Source organism: Rhizobium sp. S96 (genome assembly GCF_030382195.1).
Taxonomy (GTDB): domain Bacteria; phylum Pseudomonadota; class Alphaproteobacteria; order Rhizobiales; family Rhizobiaceae; genus Rhizobium.
This window is the reverse complement of sequence record NZ_JAUDRY010000003.1, coordinates 587,424-604,668: the sequence shown is the minus strand read 5'-3', so window position 1 is coordinate 604,668 and position 17,245 is coordinate 587,424. Positions and strand designations below refer to the sequence as shown.

At 61.0% G+C, this 17,245-nt stretch carries 16 protein-coding genes; 7 read left to right on the top strand and 9 right to left on the bottom strand.

Annotated elements, in window-relative coordinates; all coding sequences use genetic code 11:
- Positions 1–86 precede the first annotated feature (86 nt).
- The 8 genes from QTL94_RS03960 to QTL94_RS03925 all read right to left on the bottom strand — a co-directional run bounded on the left by QTL94_RS03960 (position 87) and on the right by QTL94_RS03925 (position 9,958).
- Positions 87–818 carry a glycosyltransferase family 25 protein gene (locus QTL94_RS03960; RefSeq protein ID WP_289800665.1) on the bottom strand — a complete coding sequence of 244 codons (732 nt, stop codon included), beginning with the start codon at positions 816–818 and terminating at the stop codon, positions 87–89.
- A 117-nt stretch (positions 819–935) separates the two neighbouring features.
- Positions 936–2,240, bottom strand: a complete 1,305-nt coding sequence (pncB, locus tag QTL94_RS03955) for a nicotinate phosphoribosyltransferase (RefSeq protein ID WP_289800664.1) — start codon at positions 2,238–2,240, stop codon at positions 936–938.
- A gap of 142 nt (positions 2,241–2,382) precedes the next feature.
- The gene (locus QTL94_RS03950) at positions 2,383–3,342 is read right to left on the bottom strand and encodes a 2-hydroxyacid dehydrogenase (RefSeq protein ID WP_289800663.1); all 960 of its coding nucleotides are present in this window, start codon (positions 3,340–3,342) and stop codon (positions 2,383–2,385) included.
- A gap of 8 nt (positions 3,343–3,350) precedes the next feature.
- Positions 3,351–4,988 carry an ABC transporter ATP-binding protein gene (locus QTL94_RS03945; RefSeq protein WP_289800662.1) on the bottom strand — a complete coding sequence of 546 codons (1,638 nt, stop codon included), beginning with the start codon at positions 4,986–4,988 and terminating at the stop codon, positions 3,351–3,353.
- Positions 4,985–6,133: an ABC transporter permease gene (locus tag QTL94_RS03940; RefSeq protein ID WP_289800661.1), complete on the bottom strand. Its 1,149-nt coding sequence runs from the start codon at positions 6,131–6,133 to the stop codon at positions 4,985–4,987. The genes QTL94_RS03945 and QTL94_RS03940 overlap by 4 nt, the downstream gene beginning before the upstream one ends.
- Entirely contained in the window at positions 6,133–7,227 is a 1,095-nt protein-coding gene (locus QTL94_RS03935) for a microcin C ABC transporter permease YejB (protein ID WP_065691034.1), read from the bottom strand. The genes QTL94_RS03940 and QTL94_RS03935 overlap by 1 nt, the downstream gene beginning before the upstream one ends.
- A gap of 159 nt (positions 7,228–7,386) precedes the next feature.
- Entirely contained in the window at positions 7,387–9,222 is a 1,836-nt protein-coding gene (locus tag QTL94_RS03930; protein ID WP_289800660.1) for an extracellular solute-binding protein, read from the bottom strand.
- 121 nt (positions 9,223–9,343) lie between these two features.
- The gene (locus QTL94_RS03925) at positions 9,344–9,958 is read right to left on the bottom strand and encodes a TetR/AcrR family transcriptional regulator (RefSeq protein WP_289800659.1); all 615 of its coding nucleotides are present in this window, start codon (positions 9,956–9,958) and stop codon (positions 9,344–9,346) included.
- Positions 9,959–10,009: 51 nt separating this feature from the next.
- On the opposite strand from QTL94_RS03925, the gene QTL94_RS03920 reads away from it, so the two are divergent.
- The 7 genes from QTL94_RS03920 (at position 10,010) to QTL94_RS03890 (ending at position 16,691) form a co-directional block, all read left to right on the top strand.
- Positions 10,010–10,582, top strand: a complete 573-nt coding sequence (locus tag QTL94_RS03920) for a hydrolase (RefSeq protein WP_289800658.1) — start codon at positions 10,010–10,012, stop codon at positions 10,580–10,582.
- A 129-nt stretch (positions 10,583–10,711) separates the two neighbouring features.
- Positions 10,712–11,776 carry a penicillin-insensitive murein endopeptidase gene (mepA, locus tag QTL94_RS03915; protein ID WP_289800657.1) on the top strand — a complete coding sequence of 355 codons (1,065 nt, stop codon included), beginning with the start codon at positions 10,712–10,714 and terminating at the stop codon, positions 11,774–11,776.
- Positions 11,777–11,871: 95 nt separating this feature from the next.
- A complete protein-coding gene (locus tag QTL94_RS03910; RefSeq protein WP_289800656.1) occupies positions 11,872–12,255 on the top strand; it encodes a methylglyoxal synthase in 384 nt (127 codons plus the stop codon).
- A gap of 25 nt (positions 12,256–12,280) precedes the next feature.
- Positions 12,281–13,306 (top strand): glucokinase, encoded by a 1,026-nt coding sequence (locus QTL94_RS03905; protein WP_289800655.1) that lies wholly within the window; start codon positions 12,281–12,283, stop codon positions 13,304–13,306.
- 93 nt (positions 13,307–13,399) lie between these two features.
- Complete coding sequence (locus tag QTL94_RS03900; RefSeq protein ID WP_289800654.1) at positions 13,400–15,187, top strand: ABC transporter ATP-binding protein; 1,788 nt, start codon at positions 13,400–13,402, stop codon at positions 15,185–15,187.
- Between the two features lie 22 nt (positions 15,188–15,209).
- Positions 15,210–16,034: a 4-hydroxy-tetrahydrodipicolinate reductase gene (gene dapB / locus QTL94_RS03895; RefSeq protein WP_289800653.1), complete on the top strand. Its 825-nt coding sequence runs from the start codon at positions 15,210–15,212 to the stop codon at positions 16,032–16,034.
- A gap of 21 nt (positions 16,035–16,055) precedes the next feature.
- Positions 16,056–16,691 carry a 2,3-bisphosphoglycerate-dependent phosphoglycerate mutase gene (locus tag QTL94_RS03890; protein ID WP_289800652.1) on the top strand — a complete coding sequence of 212 codons (636 nt, stop codon included), beginning with the start codon at positions 16,056–16,058 and terminating at the stop codon, positions 16,689–16,691.
- A 63-nt stretch (positions 16,692–16,754) separates the two neighbouring features.
- Here QTL94_RS03890 and QTL94_RS03885 read toward each other — a convergent pair whose 3' ends face one another.
- On the bottom strand, positions 16,755–17,168 hold the full coding sequence (locus QTL94_RS03885) for a winged helix-turn-helix transcriptional regulator (protein WP_289800651.1): 414 nt from the start codon (positions 17,166–17,168) through the stop codon (positions 16,755–16,757).
- Positions 17,169–17,245 lie beyond the last annotated feature (77 nt).

The following is a 17,245-nucleotide window of genomic DNA, read 5'->3' as shown; positions in this document are numbered from 1 at the left end:
CCGGGTAAGTGCCGAAATGCCCTCAGATATAGCCTTGTCCAGGGCCGCAGACACTCAACCGCCACGGATGGGCGTTGCCCTGCCGCTCAGACAATGCGCTTTCTGGCGCCCAAGTCCAGCCGCTGCTTCACGTTTCGCCAAAGCGTTGCCAGGTTGCGTAAACCGCCAATCCTATCCCACGCGCGCGGGGTGATGTCGCTACGGGACGAGCGCTGGAAGCAAAGTTCTGGCGCCGCGATCAGCGTGCGCAAGCCAAGTGCGCGTCGTGCCCAGCTGTATGAACCGTCGACAGGCATGGGTCCACCGGCCGGATCTCCGTGAGGGCGAGCCAGCTGTGCCTCGATGTACTGCCGAACCGGGCCGATCGCCGAACCGCGCAACGCGATGAAGTGGGCACACCCGACGCCATCCTGCGGCTCGACGAGCGCCAGTCCGGTCGCAACAGGATGCTGCCGTTCGGTACCGCCGCCACCATAGAACACATCCCAGTTGCCGGATTGAAGCGTTTCGACAACGCCGGTCAGGCGTTCTGAAAACCCGTTTACGAAACTCACGTCGTCTTCCAGGATGAGAACGCTGCCGACGGCTTCTGCCTCCGCAAGCTTGAGAATGCCGAGGTGGCTAAGAAAGCAGCCACGTACTCCGGTGCTCATGAAAGGCCCGCGATCGTCCGGCTTGATTGCTTCGAACCATCTCACATTCTGCGCCGAGAACCCGATCGCGGCGAATTCGCGCATGAGATCGCGTTTTCTGTCGGGCCTCGATCGAAGGTTGATGACATAGATTAGTTCGAAATAATCAAGAACATGACCAGGCATGCGCGACCCCATACGGGCGAATACTCTATGGTGACGTTATTCTACAATATATACTGCCCGCAAGGCTGCCATCCGACTCATCATACTATCCTTTTGGCCGGGACCGCGGAGGCCTGCTCAGACGAGCACGTCCTGGTCCACCCGATCCTCGGTGCCGAAGAACTTCAGGTAACGCTGCACTTCCGCTGGATCGCCTGTGGCCTTCTGCGGATTGTCGGAAAGCTTGACCGCCGGCCGGCCGTTTGCGTCGCTCACCTTGCAGACGATCGAAATCGGGTTCAGCCCGGAAATCTCCGTCGGTGCGCAACCGGCGAAATCGTTGGTCAGGTTGGTTCCCCAGCCGAAGCTCATGCGAGCCCGGCCTTCGAAATGCTTGTAGGTGTCGATGATCGCATCGACGTCGAGGCCGTCGGAGAAGATCAGAAGCTTTTGACGGGGATCGCGGCCCATCTTCTTCCACCATTCGATGATCTTCTCGCCGCCTTCGATCGGCGGAGCGCTATCGGGTCGGAAGCCGGTCCAGTCCGCCACCCATTCCGGCGCGTCGCGCAGGAATGCAGCGGTACCGAAAGCGTCGGGCAGGACGATCAGCAGATTGCCGCCGTAAAGCTTGTTCCAGTCCCGTAGCACCTTGTAGGGAGCATTGCGAAGCTCAGCGTCCGTTTGAGCTAGGGCAGCAGCCACCATCGGCAGTTCGTGGGCGTTGGTGCCGACGGCTTCAAGATCGGAATCCATGGCCAGCAGCACGTTGCTGGTGCCCGTGAAGGCGTGGCCGATCCCTTCCTTCAACGCTTCCACGCACCAGCGCTGCCACAGGAAGCTGTGGCGCCGCCGCGTGCCGAAATCGGAAATCCGCAATCCGGGAAGCTCGCGCAGACGCTCGACCTTCTCCCACATCTTCGCCTTGGCGCGGGCATAGAGCACATCGAGCGTGAAGGGGCCAAGGGCGCGCATCGCGGAACGAGACCGCAGCTCATTGATGATGGCGAGCGCGGGGATCTCCCACATCGTGGTTTCTTTCCACGAGCCGTGAAAATCCAGGACATACTGCCCGTCCCGCTTGGACAGCTCGTATTCCGGCAGCTGGAAATGCGAGAACCAGGCGAGAAACTCCGGCTCGAAAATCTGCGCGCGCCCGTAGAAGCTGTTACCCGCCAGCCAGATCGTTTCTTTCTTGGAGAGCTTGAGCGTGCGCGCGTGATCGAGCTGTTCGCGCAGTTCGCCTTCGTCGATCTCTTCGGCGAGAAGCACGCGTTTGGTGCGGTTGATCACCGTGAAGGTCGCATCCACGTCGGGATAGAGCTTCCAGATCATCTGCAGCATCAGCAATTTGTAGAAGTCGGTGTCGATCAGGCTACGGACGATCGGATCAAGCTTCCAGGCATGATTGTAAACGCGCCGTGCAATATCCGTCTTTGCCATGAACTCCACCCATCCCCAAACCGATTGGGGGTGCGCCGGCAACCGGCGAACGGCAACCGGCTCGTTTGCCCTCTTATCGAAAAAACGGTTGATAATGTCTAGTGCAAATCAACCGCCACCCGAAAGGCGGGGCAGGGGTTGTTTAGTAGCCTGCCTCGCGGTCCACGACGAATTGCAGCGGTTCTCCGCGTTCAAAACGCGAAATCTGCGTTTCGACATGACGGAAAAGCGCGGTCTCTTCGGAGACTGCCGCGTCGTGTGGCGTGATGAAAACATTCTCGCAGGTCCAGAGCGGGTGGTCCGAGGGAAGCGGTTCCACCTCGAATACATCAAGCGATGCGCCGCCGAGGATGCCGGTCTCGATCGCAGAAACGATGTCGGCCTGCACCTGACTTTTCCCGCGCCCGGCATTGATGAAGACCGGCTTGCCGAGCGCGCCGCCTTGGCGAAGCTTGGCAAACAGTTGGGAATTGTAGAACGCAGTCGTATCCGGCGTCAGGGGCAGGAGGCCGACGAGGAAATCCGTCTTTGCCAGGAAGGCATCGAGCTCCGCGGCGTCGAACGTCTCGACGCCGTCGATCTGTTTGGCGGTGCGCGACCAACCGATGACGTTGAATCCCATCATCTTCAATTTGTGCAGGGCATCCTGGCCGAGCACGCCCAGCCCCATGATGCCGACGGTAATTTCGGCCGCTTCCGGAGGGATAAGCTTGCCCCAGATGCGGGCGCGCTGATCCTTGTCGTGCTGGTGCTGCTGCCGCAGGTGCATCAGGCATTGCATGACGACCCACTCGCTCATGCGCGTCGTCAGGCTGCGATCAACGAAACGGACGATCGGCACATCGGGAAGACCCGGCAGGTTCATGAAGCTGTCGACGCCGGCCCCGCCCGAGAAGATGACCTTGAGATTGGGTGCGCGCTCGAAGAGATCGGCGTCCGGCTTCCAGAGCAGCGCGTAGTCCAGCCCGCTCAGGTCACGCCCCTTCGTGGCAGGGTCTGCGATGTTGATACTGCCGCGATCCGAAAACGCGGTCTTCAGAATGCGGGCGACGCCGTCGGCATTGAACTTGAGGTCGACGAGAACGGGAGGTTTTGCGGACATGATCTTCTTTATTGATGAATCGCGGGGGTCGGTACGGCTTCGATGTGGAAGGCTGCAGCCATCAGGGCTTTCGTATAGTCTTCCCTGGGTGCACGGAAGATCTCGGCGGACGTTCCCTGCTCCACCACCTTGCCGGCGCGCATGACAATGACGTCGTTGGCGAGCGCCTTCACCACCTTGAGATCGTGGCTGATGAAGAGATAGGCGAGGTCGTGCTTCCTTTGCAGATCACGCAGGAGATCGACCACCTGGGCTTGCACGCTCATGTCTAGCGCCGATGTCGGCTCGTCCAGCATGACAAAGCGCGGTTTCAGAACCATCGCTCGCGCGATCGCAATGCGCTGGCGCTGGCCACCCGAGAATTCATGCGGATAGCGCCAGCGGGTGAGAGGATCGAGGCCAACCTCTTCCAGTGCCCAGCAGACGCGCTGGTCGCGCTCTTCGTAGGAGAGTGATCGCTCATGCACCTTGAGACCCTCGGCGATGATGTCGCCGACGGACATGCGCGGGCTGAGGGAGCCATAGGGATCCTGGAACACGACCTGCAGCTGGTTGCGCAGGGGGCGCATCTCGCTGAACGAATAGCTGTTTATATCCTTGCCGACGAAGCTGATCCGTCCCTGGGACGAAATGAGCCGCGTCAGCGCCAGCCCCAACGTCGTCTTGCCGGAGCCGGATTCGCCGACGACGCCGAGCGTTTGCCCTGCGCGCAACGAAAGATCGATACCGTCCACGGCCTTCACATGGTCGACGACCTTGCGCATCAGGCCGGCCTTGATCGGGAACCAGACGCGAATGTCCGATCCCTGCATGACGATCGGTTTCGTGTCGTCGGCGAGCGGTGGTTCGCCGCGCGGTTCCGAGGCCAGCAGATGGCGGGTGTATTCATGCTGCGGGTTGCTGAAGACGGCTTCGACCGATCCGGTTTCGACGATCTTCCCCTTGGTCATCACGCAGACGCGGTCCGCGAATTTCCGAACGATGCCGAGATCGTGGGTGATGAACAGCATGGACATGCCATGCTGCCCCTTCAACTGCCGCAGCAATTCGAGGATCTGTGCCTGCACCGTCACGTCGAGTGCCGTCGTCGGTTCGTCGGCGATCAGAAGTTCCGGGCGGTTGGCAAGCGCCATGGCGATCATCACACGCTGCCGTTGCCCGCCGGATAGTTCATGCGGGTAGGCCTTCAGGCGCTTCTCCGGCTCGCGTATCCCCACCTGGTTAAGCAGTTCGAGTACGCGCTTTCGCGCTGCCTGGCCGCTTACGCCCTGATGCAGTTCCAGAATTTCGGTGATCTGCTTCTCGATACTGTGCAGCGGATTGAGCGAGGTCATCGGCTCCTGGAAGATCATCGTGATGTCGTTGCCGCGCACGTCGCGCAACGCCTTGTCGGATGCCTTGAGAAGATCCTTGCCCTTGAAGAAGATCTCACCCGATGGATGGCTCGCCGATGGGTAGGGGAGCAGACGCAGGATCGAATTGGCCGAAACGGATTTCCCCGACCCCGATTCTCCGACCAGCGCGACCACTTCGCCCTTGTGGATGTCGAAGGAGACGTGATCGACAGCCAGCGATGTTTCTCCACCCTGGTGGAAGGCGACCGAAAGGTCGCGAACGGACAGCAATGGTTCCGACTTGTCGCTCATTGAAACGTCTTCCTTGGGTCGAAGGCATCACGCACGGCTTCGCCGATGAAGATCAGCAACGACAGCATGATCGACATGGTGAAGAAGGCCGTGAGGCCCAGCCACGGCGCCTGCAGGTTGGCCTTGCCCTGGGCGATCATCTCGCCCAGCGACGGCGAGCCGGGCGGCATGCCGAAGCCGAGGAAATCGAGCGAGGTCAGCGTGGTGATCGAGCCGGAAAGGATGAAGGGCAGGAAGGTCAGCGTTGCCACCATCGCGTTGGGAAGCAGGTGCCGCCACATGATCGTGCGGTTGCCGACGCCGAGCGCTCTCGCCGCCCTGACATACTCGAAATTGCGCGCCCGCAGGAATTCGGCACGCACGACGCCGACGAAGCCGACCCATGAGAAGAGCAGCATGATTCCGAGCAGCACGAAGAAGCCGGGCGGCAGGATCGCGGCGATGATCAAGAGGATATAGAGCACTGGCATCGACGACCATATCTCGATGAACCGCTGCAGCAGCAGGTCGGTCCAGCCGCCGAAATAGCCCTGGATCGCACCAGCCGTGACGCCGACGACCGCCGAGCAGATCGTCAGGACCAGCCCGAACAACACCGAAATGCGGAAGCCATAGATCACGCGAGCAAGCACATCGCGTGCCTGGTCGTCCGTGCCGAGCCAGTTGAGATTGCTAAGGCTGCAGCCGGGATCGTTGACGCCTTGCGGATAGCCGGAGCAGCGCTCCTCCTTGCTCATCATCCAAAAAGGCGCGGTCGGCGCCGAGTGCGGGATGTTGGAGTTGACCGAGCGGTAGGAGTAGCGGATCGGCGGCCAGATCATCCAGCCGTTGGCGTTGATCTCATCCGATATCACGTCGGAGCGATAGTCGGTTTCGGCCAGGAAGCCGCCGAACTTCTCCTCGGGATAGTTGACCAGCACCGGAAACAGGATCTCGCCCTTGTAGGAGGCAACGATCGGTCGGTCGTTGGCAATGAACTCGGCGAAGAGGGTGAGCACGAAAAGGACGAGAAACAGCCAGAGCGACCAGTAGCCACGCCTGTTCGCCTTGAAGTTCTTCCAGCGGCGCACGTTTGTAGGCGACAGCAGCCCCTTGCGCGGCGGCTTGACCGGCGTTGCGGTCGTCGGGTTTGCGGCGGTGTCCATCACACGTCCCTCCGCTCGAAGTCGATGCGCGGATCGATCCATGTGTAGATCAGGTCGGAGATCAGGCTGACGAACAGGCCGAGCAGCGAGAAGATGTAGAGCGTCGCAAACACGATTGGGTAGTCGCGGTTGACCACCGAGAGGTAGCCAAGTCGCCCCAGACCGTCGAGTGAGAAGATGTTCTCGATCAGCAGCGAACCGGTGAAGAAGGCGGAGATAAAGGCACCGGGAAAGCCGGCAATGATGATCAGCATGGCGTTGCGGAAGACATGGCCATAAAGCACTTGCCGCTCGTTCAGCCCCTTCGCCCGCGCCGTGACGACGTACTGCTTCTTGATCTCCTCGATGAAGGAGTTCTTGGTCAGCAGCGTCGTTGTCGCGAAGGCGGCCAGCGACAGCGAGATCAGCGGCAGTGCCAGGTGCCAGAAATAGTCGAGCGGCTTCTGCCACCAGGCCAGCTGGTCGAAATTGTCGGAGACGAGGCCGCGCAGCGGGAACCAGTCATAGAACGATCCACCGGCAAAGAGCACGATCAACAGGATGCCGAACAGGAAGCTCGGAACCGCGTAACCGATGATGATGATGCCCGAGGTCCAGACATCGAATGTCGAGCCGTCCTTCACAGCCTTGCGGATGCCGAGCGGGATCGAGATCCCGTAAGAGAAGATCATGATCCAGACGCCGAGCGACGCCGATACCGGCAACTTGTCCTTGATCAGGGCAAGCACCGTGGTGTTGCGGAAGAAGCTCTCACCGAAATCGAAGCGGATATAGTTCCACATCATCTCGCCGAAGCGCGTCAGCGGCGGCTTGTCGAAGCCGAACTGCTTCTCAAGCTTTTTGATCAGCTCCGGATCGAGCCCCTGGGCGCCACGATATTTCGAGCCGCCTTCGTCAAGCCCGCCACCGCCCATCAGGTCGCCGCCACCGCCGGAAAGGCGGGCATCCGCACCTTGGGCATCGCCGGTCAGCTGCGCGATCACCTGTTCGACCGGGCCACCCGGAGCGAACTGGATGACCGTGAAGGAAATGGCCATGATGCCGATAATGGTCGGGATCATCAAAAGCAGGCGGCGAAGAATATATGCTCCCATCAGCGAGCGGCCTCCAGGGAGTTCATGTGTCGTCCGTCCAGTCTATCGCCGCTCAATCCGCCAGCCTTCCTTTGCCGGTTCGCCCGGCTCTGCAATCTCGCCCCGAAGTGATTCGGGTCGCTCATTTGGAGCCCAGCCATTCGGCCAATGCAAGCCCACTCATTTTGCCGTCTTGGACCACCAGACGTCGGGGAAACCGGTCGAGTAGGTCGGCAGTTCGGCGGGCCTGTCGAACTTGTCCCAATAGGCGATCGGGATGTCGGAGCGATAATAGAGCGGCACGACATAGTGCCTCGCCAGCATCACGCGATCCATCGCCTTGATCGCCGCGATCTGGTCCTCGCGGCTCGGCGCGAAGATGATCATCTTGATCAGGGCATCGACGGCGGGATCGGCGATACCGGCATAGTTGCGCGAACCCTGCTGATTGGCCGAAGACGAGCCCCAGTAATCAGCCTGTTCGTTGCCGGGGTTCATCGTCTCGGCCCAGACATTCCAGATCATGTCGTAGTCGAAACTGCGGACGCGGTTGGTGTATTGCGAGGGATCGACAGTGCGCACCCGCGCATCGATGCCGATCTTGCGCAGCGCCTGGGTGTAGGGAACGGCCACGCGTTCCAGGGTCGGGCTGCTCAGGAGCACCTCGAAGGACAAGGGCTTGCCCGTCTTCGTGTTGACCATCTTGTTGCCCTGGATCGAGTACCCTGCGTCCTTGAGCAACGCGATCGCCTTGCGCAGGTTGTCGCGGCTCTTCTGCGGATCGCCGCCGACCGGGTTGCTGTAAGGCGTGGTGAAGATTTCCGGCGGCACCTTGTCCTTCAGGCCCTGCAGGATCTCAAGCTCGCGTCCCTCGGGCAGACCCGAGGACGCGAGTTCCGTACCAAAGAAGAAGCTGTCGACACGCTTGTAAGCGCCGAAGAAGACCGTGCGGTTCATCTCCTCGAAGTCAAAGGCATAGTTCAACGCTTCGCGTACCCGCTCGTCCTTGAAGATCTCGCGGCGCATGTTCGGCACCATCGCCTGCATGATGCCGGTCGCTCGCAGCGAGTTCGGCAACTCCTCGCGTTTGATGCGGCCGTCCTTGACGGCCGGGAAGTTGTAGCCCGTCGCCCAGCGGCTCGCCTGGTTTTCCTGCCAGAAATCGACGTTGCCCGCGCGGAAGCCCTCGAACTCGACATCCCGATCGCCAAAATAGGTGTAGGCGATAGTCTTGAAGTTGTTCTGACCGACATTGACGTTGATGTCCTTGCCCCAATAGTCGTCACGCAACTCGTAGCTGATCTTGGAGCCTGCGGAGAAAGCGCCGATCTTGTAGGGCCCGGACCCCATCACCGGTTCCAGCGTCGTCTTGGTGATGTCGCGCGGCTTGCCGTCGGGCCCGTTGGCTTCCCACCATGCCTTCGGCACGACCTGCAGCTGGCCGAGAATATTCGGCAGCTCCTTGTTACCCTTTTCGTCAAACGTGAACGTCACGTCCCGCTCGCCTGTTTTCTCGGCTTTGACCACGTGCCCGTAGTAGTTGGATAGCAGGGGATTGAGCTCTTTCGATTTCTCGAAGCTGAATACAACGTCCTCCGGCGTCACCGGGCTCCCGTCGGCCCACTTGGCTTCCTTGCGCAGCCGGAACGTCGCGCTCGAGATATCGTCGGGGTAGGAGAGGCCTTCCGCCAGCAATCCGTAGGAGGCGAGAAGCTCGTCGTCGGCGGATTTCATCAGGGTTTCGAAGACGAGCGTCAGCCCCGTCACGGTCTCGCCCTTGCTGAGCAGTGGGTTGAACGTGTCGAAGGTGCCTGTCGTCGACAGGTTGAGATTGCCGCCCTTGGGTGCATCGGGATTGACGTAGTCGAAATGCGTGAAGCCCGGCTTGTACTTCAGCTCGCTGATGACAGAGCTGCCGATGCGGAAATCCTGCTCCTGGGCCGCCGCCTGCAGAGGCAGGGCGATCGCGCCGAAAAGAGAAAAGACCAAACCAAGTTTCGACAACGCACGCACCATTCGCCAGCCCCAATTGTTTTGCTTTCGCCGAGAATAGGCGAAAAGCTGGCGAAAAACAGGTGAGGCTCAGGTTTTTATCCCGTTCGCGAAATCGTGACCGCGGGACAGCCGCGATCGTGGCTCAAGGGGTGGCTTCATCCAGCCTCTTGCGCAGCATTCCGCGAAGCTCGGTCACCATGCGCGGGTCGCCCGCGATATCGGGGTCATACGCCGCCGTGACGATGATGCGCAAAAGTTCAAGCACGAGGGCGGCCAGGAGATCCACGTCCTGTCCGATCGAAGGCACCGCAGTCCTGAGGAGCGCGGCAATATTGGCGCGGAGCTCGGCGCGCGACTTGGCCTTGCGGTCCTTAGGGATATCTCGACGCGCTGCAAGCACCGGGAACTCCGGATACTCGCCGAGGAAATTGCCGAGCCGTGCGAAAATCTCTTCGCCTATCTCGGCAGCACGCTTGCCGGCGACATCGTGCTGCAGGTCCAGCAGGATCGTGTTGAGCTGGCGCAGCCGTTCGATATGGAGTGCTTCGGCCAGCAGCGCCTTGGTCGGGAAGAACTGATAGAGCGAGCCGATCGATGACTTGGCCTCGGCGGCGATCTCCGTCATCGTCGCAGCTTCATAGCCTTTTTCGACGAAGACCTTGGCCGCGGCTTCCGTCAGGATGGCCACGCGTTCGCGGCCCCTCTGCTGTTTGGGTGAACGATTTGTAGTGTCAGTGCTTGATTTTTGTGAGGGCATCCTCATATTTCCAATTGTGAGGAAATCCTCATGTTTATCCCGGAGCCTTTCATGTCCCTTTATGATCCCAAGACAACAGCCCTGATCTCGATCGATCTGCAGGGCTTTATCATCACCAGACCCGTTGTGCCCCATTCCTCTCAGCAAGTCATCGACAACACAGCCGAGATCGCCAAGGCCCTCAAGGCTGCTGGCGGAACGACTATCTTCGTCACGATCGGATTCTCAACGGACTATGCGGATGCTGTCAACCAGCCGACCGACGAGCCGATCGCCTTCCCGCAAGGTGGCCTGCCGCCTGATGCCCTTCGCGAGCCACCGGAAATTGCGGCGCTAACCCCTGATGTTCGCATTACCAAGCATCAGTGGAGCGCGTTCTATGGCACCGAGCTTGATCTCCAGCTTCGCCGTCGCGGCATAAAGACGGTCATTCTGACCGGGATCGCCACGAATTTCGGTGTCGAGGCCACGATCCGCGATGCGTTTGCGCACAACTATGCGGTTTTGGCCGTCGAAGATGCGACGACGACCTTCTCGGCCGAAATGCACGCCTTTGCTTGCGAGCGGATATTCCCGCGCCTTGCCCGCGTCCGAAAGACGGCCGAAATTCTGGCCAATAACTGAAACCTAGCTGCTGCCTGACTCTGTCGGCGCGAGATCGTCGTTGAAAACATCGATTCACCAAAGTTGCTTTTCACGATAGATTCCAAGGCAAATCACTCGACCCCGGTCGACAGCAGTTCAGGACATGGCATGGCTTTCCGCATCGCCCAGACTTTCCACGCAATCGGTAAATTGGCGCTCGCCGGCGCGATAGGCGCAAGCCTGATCGCCGGCGATGTCGCAGCCCAGCAGAAGCAGCCAAGCCCGGGCAGCGCCAAGGCCATCTTTGGCGGTGTTGCGTTGCCGACGCAGGGCCCGGCGCAGCCTTACGGCTTTTATGCCAAAGGCTGCATGGCCGGCGCTGTGGCGTTGCCGACGGATGGGCCGAACTGGCAGGCGATGCGCCTCTCGCGCAACCGGCGCTGGGGCAACCCCGCGACCATCGCCTTGCTGGAGCAGCTTTCGCGCGACGCCGCGAAGTTTGACGGCTGGCCGGGTCTCCTCGTCGGCGACATCTCCCAACCGCGCGGCGGACCGATGTTCAATGGCCACGCCTCCCACCAGATTGGTCTTGATGCCGACATCTGGCTCACGCCGATGCCGTCGCACCGGATGAGCGCCGACGAACGCGAAACCTTGCCATTCACCACCATGCTGCAGAAGGATGCCTTCCTGACGATCAACCCGAACGTCTGGAGTGACTCACGCGCCCGGCTGCTCATGCGCGCGGCGAGCTATCCGCAGGTAGAGCGCATCTTCGTCAATCCGGCCATCAAGAAGAAGATGTGTGACACCTGGACTGGCGATCGCACCAATCTCGGCAAGCTTCGTCCCGAATACGGACATGACTCGCATTTCCATATCCGCTTGAAATGCCCGCCCGGCGTCGCTGGATGCAAGGCCCAGGCGCCGGTTGTCGCCGGTGACGGTTGCGATAAATCGTTGGCGTGGTGGTTCACCAAGGAGCCCTGGGCCGCCCCGAAGCCGCCCAAGTCCGGCACTAAACCCGTCAAGCCGCGCGAGGTGATGGTCTCGGACCTGCCGAACGCATGCGCCGCCGTTCTGGCCGCGCCATCGGTCGCCTCGGTTCGGGCCGCAACGTACGGCGGGGCGTCGGCGGCAGAAGCATTGACCGTTGCTCCCGCCGCCGAACCCGCAGCCGCATCGGACAATGCACTGCCCGCGATCGGCCCTGTGCCGGATGACAAGCCGTAAGGTTGAAATCTTGGCTTTGGGCACTCTTTCAAAGCCAAGTCTCTTCGTATAGAAGCGCTCAAATCGATTGAATTTTCGAATGGAGGTCTCCTTTTATGGCCAGTGGCAAATGCCTCGCATTGATTGCGCATGACCAGAAGAAGGACGACATGGCCGAGTTCGCTCGCCGCAATCGCAAGACGCTGGCAGCGAACTGGAAAATCGTCGCCACTGGAACGACTGGTGGCCGCGTTCTTGACGCCGCACCGGACCTCGACGTGACGCGACTGAAGAGCGGCCCACTCGGCGGCGACCAGCAGATTGGCGCCTTGATCTCGACCGGTGAGGTCGATGCGCTGATTTTCTTCGTCGATCCTTTGACCCCGATGCCTCACGATGTCGACGTCAAGGCGCTGATGCGACTTGCAATCGTCTATGATATTCCAATGGCACTCAACGAAGCGACGGCCGACAGGCTGATCGCAAATCTTCACGCTTAACCGGCGCGCATCAACGGAACCTGCCATGCACCAGATCGACAAAAGCGAAGCCTCTATGCCTTTCCCGATCCTGATCGGCGATATCGGCGGGACCAACGCCCGCTTTGCCATCATCGCAGATGCTGGCGCGGAACAGGTCAACTTCCCGAATCTCCGCACGGCCGAGTTCGAAACGATCGATGATGCCATCCGCGCGACCATTCTCGAAAAGAGCGCCATCAAGCCGCGCTCGGCCATTCTGGCGGTCGCGGGTCCGATCAGCGATGACGAAATTCCCCTGACGAACTGTGACTGGATCGTTCGTCCCCGGACGATGATCGAGGGTCTCGGCTTCGAGGACGTTCTTGTTGTCAACGATTTCGAGGCTCAGGCCTTGGCGATTGCCGATCTCTCGGACGAGAACCGGCAGCGTCTCGGCAGTGCGTCAGGTGAGATGGTGGCCTCCCGCGTCGTGCTTGGCCCCGGCACCGGCCTGGGCGTCGGCAGCCTCATTCACGCGCGAAACACCTGGATTCCCGTTCCCGGGGAAGGTGGGCACGTTGACCTGGGGCCGCGTACCACACGTGATCTGCAGATATTTCCGCATGTCGAGACGATCGAGGGTCGCGTGTCGGCCGAGCAGATCCTCTCCGGCCGCGGCATCGTCAATCTCTACCGAGCCATCTGCACTGCCGATGGCATCGATCCGCTTTACACCGATCCGGCAGACATAACGTCACACGCGCTGGCCGGAACCGATCACGTGGCCGTTGAGACGATCGCGCTGTTTTCGACCTATCTCGGCCGTGTCGCTGGCGACATGGCGATGATCTTCATGGCGCGCGGCGGTGTGTTCCTCTCCGGTGGCATCTCCCAGAAGATCTTGCCGGCCCTGATGAAGCCTGAGTTCCGGGCCGCCTTCGAAGACAAGGCGCCGCATTCCGCTCTGCTGTCGACCATCCCGACCTATGTCGTTACCCATCCTCTCGCGGCGCTGGCCGGCTTGTCTTCCTATGCCCGCAAACCGGAGAGCTTTGGTGTCTCGACCGACGGCCGCCGCTGGCAGCGCTAGGCTACTCTAGCCAAACCGGCGCCAATTCTCTATAGAGCCGCACGAGCGCAGGCCGCATTGCGGCTTGCTTGTCCGAGACAGGAAGCCAGATTTTTGCCTTCACCCGACACCTCGCCGAGCCATATTGATAGCAGTACGGTCACTGCCGTTCTGAAGCGCGTCATCGCTGAAAATGGCCGCGACCACATCTGGGGCTATGCGATCGCCATTGTCTGCCTGGTGATTGTGGCGCTATCGACGTCGTTTACAGCCTGGATCATGAAGTCGGTCATTGACGAGGCGTTCGCCAATCGCCGTGCCGATGTCGTCTGGATCATCTGTCTGTCGATCTTCGTCGCATTTGTGCTGCGCGGCTTTGCCGGCTACATCCAGGCGGTGACGCTTTCGAAGATCGGCAACAACATCGTTGCGCGCTACCAGCGGCGCCTCTATGCGCATCTGATGACGCTGTCCGTCGGGTTTTTCACCGAAGCGAGATCAGCGCGGATCGCGGCACAGGTCAGCCAGAATGTCAGCGGTATCCGCGACGTCCTCAACCTGACAGTCACGTCGACCGCGCGTGACATGTTGACTTTCGTCTCTTTGCTCGGCGTGATGGTTTACCAGGATCCGTTGCTCAGCTGTGCCGTGCTGGTCCTTGCGCCGCCCCTGTTGCTAGCACTGCGTTATCTTTCGAAGCGCCTGCGTCAGGTCACCAAGGAGTCGATCCACCTGAACAGCCACGTGCTTGGCGCGATGCAGGAGACAATTCAGGGGATCTCCATCGTCAAGGCGTTTACGATGGAAGCCGAGCTGGAACGCAAGATCAACAAGATCATCGCGGCTGCCGAAGGCCGCTCCAACAAGATCGCTCGCCTGTCGGAGCGCAACGCGCCGATGACCGAGAGCTTTGCAGGTCTCGCCGTCGCCAGCGTGCTTGCTTATGCAGCGTACCGAGCGATCTATAACAACGTGCCGCCGGGCGCGTTCTTCTCCTTCGTCACGGCGCTGCTACTTGCCTATGACCCGGCCCGCCGCTTGGCGAAACTGCAGGTGCAGATGGAGCGCGCCGCTGTCAATGCGCGCATGATCTACGAGCTCCTCGACATGCAGCCACGCCAGCGCGACCTGCCGGATGCCAAGCCGCTGGTGGTGACGGAAGCCCGGATCGAGCTGCGCGACGTGGCTTTCGCCTATGGCAACGACGACGTTCTGAACGGCGTCAATTTTGTCGCCGAGGGCGGCAAGACGACCGCGCTGGTCGGCCCGTCCGGCGCTGGCAAGTCGACGATCATCAACCTCATTCCCCGCTTCTACGATCCGAAGTCCGGGCAGATTCTGATCGATGGCCAGGATATCGCGCATGTGACCAAACAGTCACTGCGCGAGCAGCTGGCCTATGTCTCGCAGCAGCCCTACCTGTTCGAAGGCTCGATCCGCGACAACATCCGCTACGGCCGCCCCGACGCGACCGATGCCGAGATCGAGGAGGCGGCCCGGCTCGCTTATGCTCACGATTTCATTCTTGCTCAGCCGGAAGGCTATGACACGCCGGTCGGCGAAAACGGCGTGACGCTTTCGGGCGGCCAGCGCCAGCGCCTGTCGATCGCGCGTGCGCTGGTGCGCAATGCGCCGATCTTGCTGCTCGACGAAGCCACCTCGGCGCTCGATACGGAATCGGAAGCGGCGGTGCAGAAGGCGCTTGACGAAGCCATGACCGGCCGCACCGTGGTCGTCATCGCCCACCGGCTGTCGACGGTGGTGCGCGCCGACAAGATCGTCGTGATGCAGCAGGGCCGCGTGGTCGAAGAGGGCAATCATGAGGCGCTTGCGCAGCGCCGCGACGGTCTCTACGCTCGCCTCAACAATCTGCAGAGGCCTGCGGCCTCGGATACGAACTGATAGAAATTTAGGACAGCCTGAGATGAGCGATGCTGCGATGAAGCTGGTGGTGGTTGGTGCAGCAGGTCGCATGGGGCAGGCGCTCATTCGGTTGGTCCACGAGATCGATGGCGTGACCCTTCATGCCGCCGTCGCCCGCCCGGGCTCGGCCTTCGTCGGCAAGGATGCCGGCGAGATCGCAGGCCTCGGCCCGAACGGCATCATCATCGGCGACGATCCGCTGGCGGCTTTCCTGCACGCCGACGGCGTCCTGGATTTCACCACGCCGGCGACGACCAACGAATTTGCAGCACTCGCAGCCCAGGCCCGCATCGTCCATATCATCGGCACGACCGGATGCTCGACCGAGGACGAAGCGAAGATCGCAGCTGCCGCCCGTCACGCCCGCATCGTCAAGTCGGGCAACATGGGCCTCGGCGTCAATCTCTTGAGCGTCCTTGTCGAACAGGCCGCTCGCGCGCTCGATCCCGCCGATTGGGATGTCGAAGTTCTCGAAATGCACCACAAGCGCAAGGTCGATGCCCCCTCGGGCACCGCGCTGCTTCTGGGTGAAGCGGCTGCCAAGGGGCGCGGCATCGATCTCGCCACCCATTCCGTACGCGTCCGCGATGGCCACACAGGCCCGCGCGAAGCTGGCACGATCGGTTTTGCCACGCTGCGCGGCGGCTCGGTTATCGGCGAACATTCGGTCGTTTTCGCCGGCGAAGGCGAGCTGGTCACCATGTCGCACAGCGCCGGCGATCGTTCGATTTTCGCACGCGGCGCCATCAAGGCCGTCCTTTGGGCGCGCGACAAGAAACCCGGTCTCTATTCCATGCTCGACGTGCTCGGGCTTTCCCAACACTGATCTATTTTGGAGGCATTTTTCATGAGCGGTACCCTCGTCCTCGTTCGTCACGGCCAGAGCGACTGGAACCTGAAGAACCTTTTCACCGGCTGGAAGAACCCTGAACTGACCGAGCTCGGCGTTCAGGAAGCCAACACCGGCGGCAAGGCGCTTGCCGATTACGGCATCAAGTTCGACATCGCCTTTACGTCTGATCTGAAGCGCGCCCAGGACACGCTGAAGATCATCCTCGACAACGTCGGCCAGACCGGTCTGCAGACGATCAAGGACCAGGCGCTGAACGAGCGCGACTACGGCGATCTTTCCGGCCTCAACAAGGACGACGCCCGCGCCAAGTGGGGCGAGGAGCAGGTCCATATCTGGCGCCGCTCCTACGACGTACCGCCTCCGGGCGGCGAAAGCCTGCGCGACACCGGCGCCCGCGTCTGGCCGTACTACCTGACGGAAATCCTGCCCCGCGTGCTGCGCGGCGAAAAGGTGCTGGTCGCCGCTCACGGCAACTCGCTGCGCTCGCTGGTCATGGTGCTCGACCGCCTGACCAAGGAACAGATCCTCGGCGTCAACCTCGCGACCGGCGTTCCCATGGTCTACAAGCTCAACGCCGACTCCACCGTTGCGTCCAAGGAAGTGCTCGGCGACATGTCCGGCGCTCACTAAATATCGATTGCGCCGCGCATCGTTTGCTGCGCGGCGCTTTTCCAACCTGACGGTATTGGCTTTTCAGCCTTTTGACGTGTCCGTAGCCTGAGGCGCCTTCTTCCGCGCCGCCTCGAAGTCAGGCAGGCGATTGGCGATCCACTGCCAGAGCGTCACTACCTCCACCAGAAGCTCGCCGCCGAGCGGCGTCAGTTCATACTCCACCCGTGGCGGCACCTGCGGATAGAGTGTGCGCGTCACCAGTCCATCGCTTTCGAGGGTCCGCAGCGTTTGCGTCAAAACCTTCTGGCTGATGCCTTCCACCCGTTCCAGAACGCGCGAGAAGCGCAACGGCCCCTTGGCTTCCGCCAGGATGTGCATCACCCGCAGCGGCCATTTGGCGCTGGCACGTTCCAGCATCTCGCGGGCCAGCGCATCCTGCGCATCGGTCAGCGTCCCGCAGAAATCGAATGTACCGTCGGGCAAGTCAGTTACCATTAGGTATGTATAGCTCCATTGGGTACCTTCTTTCAAGATGAAACCGACTTGCCTATATGCTGTTGCGACGGATCAAG

Coding starts and splice junctions, on each gene's coding strand:
- QTL94_RS03960 (WP_289800665.1), bottom strand. CDS start 818: ATGCCTGGTCATGTTCTTGATTATTTCGAACTAATCTATGTCATCAAC.
- pncB (WP_289800664.1), bottom strand. CDS start 2,240: ATGGCAAAGACGGATATTGCACGGCGCGTTTACAATCATGCCTGGAAG.
- QTL94_RS03950 (WP_289800663.1), bottom strand. CDS start 3,342: ATGTCCGCAAAACCTCCCGTTCTCGTCGACCTCAAGTTCAATGCCGAC.
- QTL94_RS03945 (WP_289800662.1), bottom strand. CDS start 4,988: ATGAGCGACAAGTCGGAACCATTGCTGTCCGTTCGCGACCTTTCGGTC.
- QTL94_RS03940 (WP_289800661.1), bottom strand. CDS start 6,133: ATGGACACCGCCGCAAACCCGACGACCGCAACGCCGGTCAAGCCGCCG.
- QTL94_RS03935 (WP_065691034.1), bottom strand. CDS start 7,227: ATGGGAGCATATATTCTTCGCCGCCTGCTTTTGATGATCCCGACCATT.
- QTL94_RS03930 (WP_289800660.1), bottom strand. CDS start 9,222: ATGGTGCGTGCGTTGTCGAAACTTGGTTTGGTCTTTTCTCTTTTCGGC.
- QTL94_RS03925 (WP_289800659.1), bottom strand. CDS start 9,958: ATGCCCTCACAAAAATCAAGCACTGACACTACAAATCGTTCACCCAAA.
- QTL94_RS03920 (WP_289800658.1), top strand. CDS start 10,010: ATGTCCCTTTATGATCCCAAGACAACAGCCCTGATCTCGATCGATCTG.
- mepA (WP_289800657.1), top strand. CDS start 10,712: ATGGCTTTCCGCATCGCCCAGACTTTCCACGCAATCGGTAAATTGGCG.
- QTL94_RS03910 (WP_289800656.1), top strand. CDS start 11,872: ATGGCCAGTGGCAAATGCCTCGCATTGATTGCGCATGACCAGAAGAAG.
- QTL94_RS03905 (WP_289800655.1), top strand. CDS start 12,281: ATGCACCAGATCGACAAAAGCGAAGCCTCTATGCCTTTCCCGATCCTG.
- dapB (WP_289800653.1), top strand. CDS start 15,210: ATGAGCGATGCTGCGATGAAGCTGGTGGTGGTTGGTGCAGCAGGTCGC.
- QTL94_RS03890 (WP_289800652.1), top strand. CDS start 16,056: ATGAGCGGTACCCTCGTCCTCGTTCGTCACGGCCAGAGCGACTGGAAC.
- QTL94_RS03885 (WP_289800651.1), bottom strand. CDS start 17,168: ATGGTAACTGACTTGCCCGACGGTACATTCGATTTCTGCGGGACGCTG.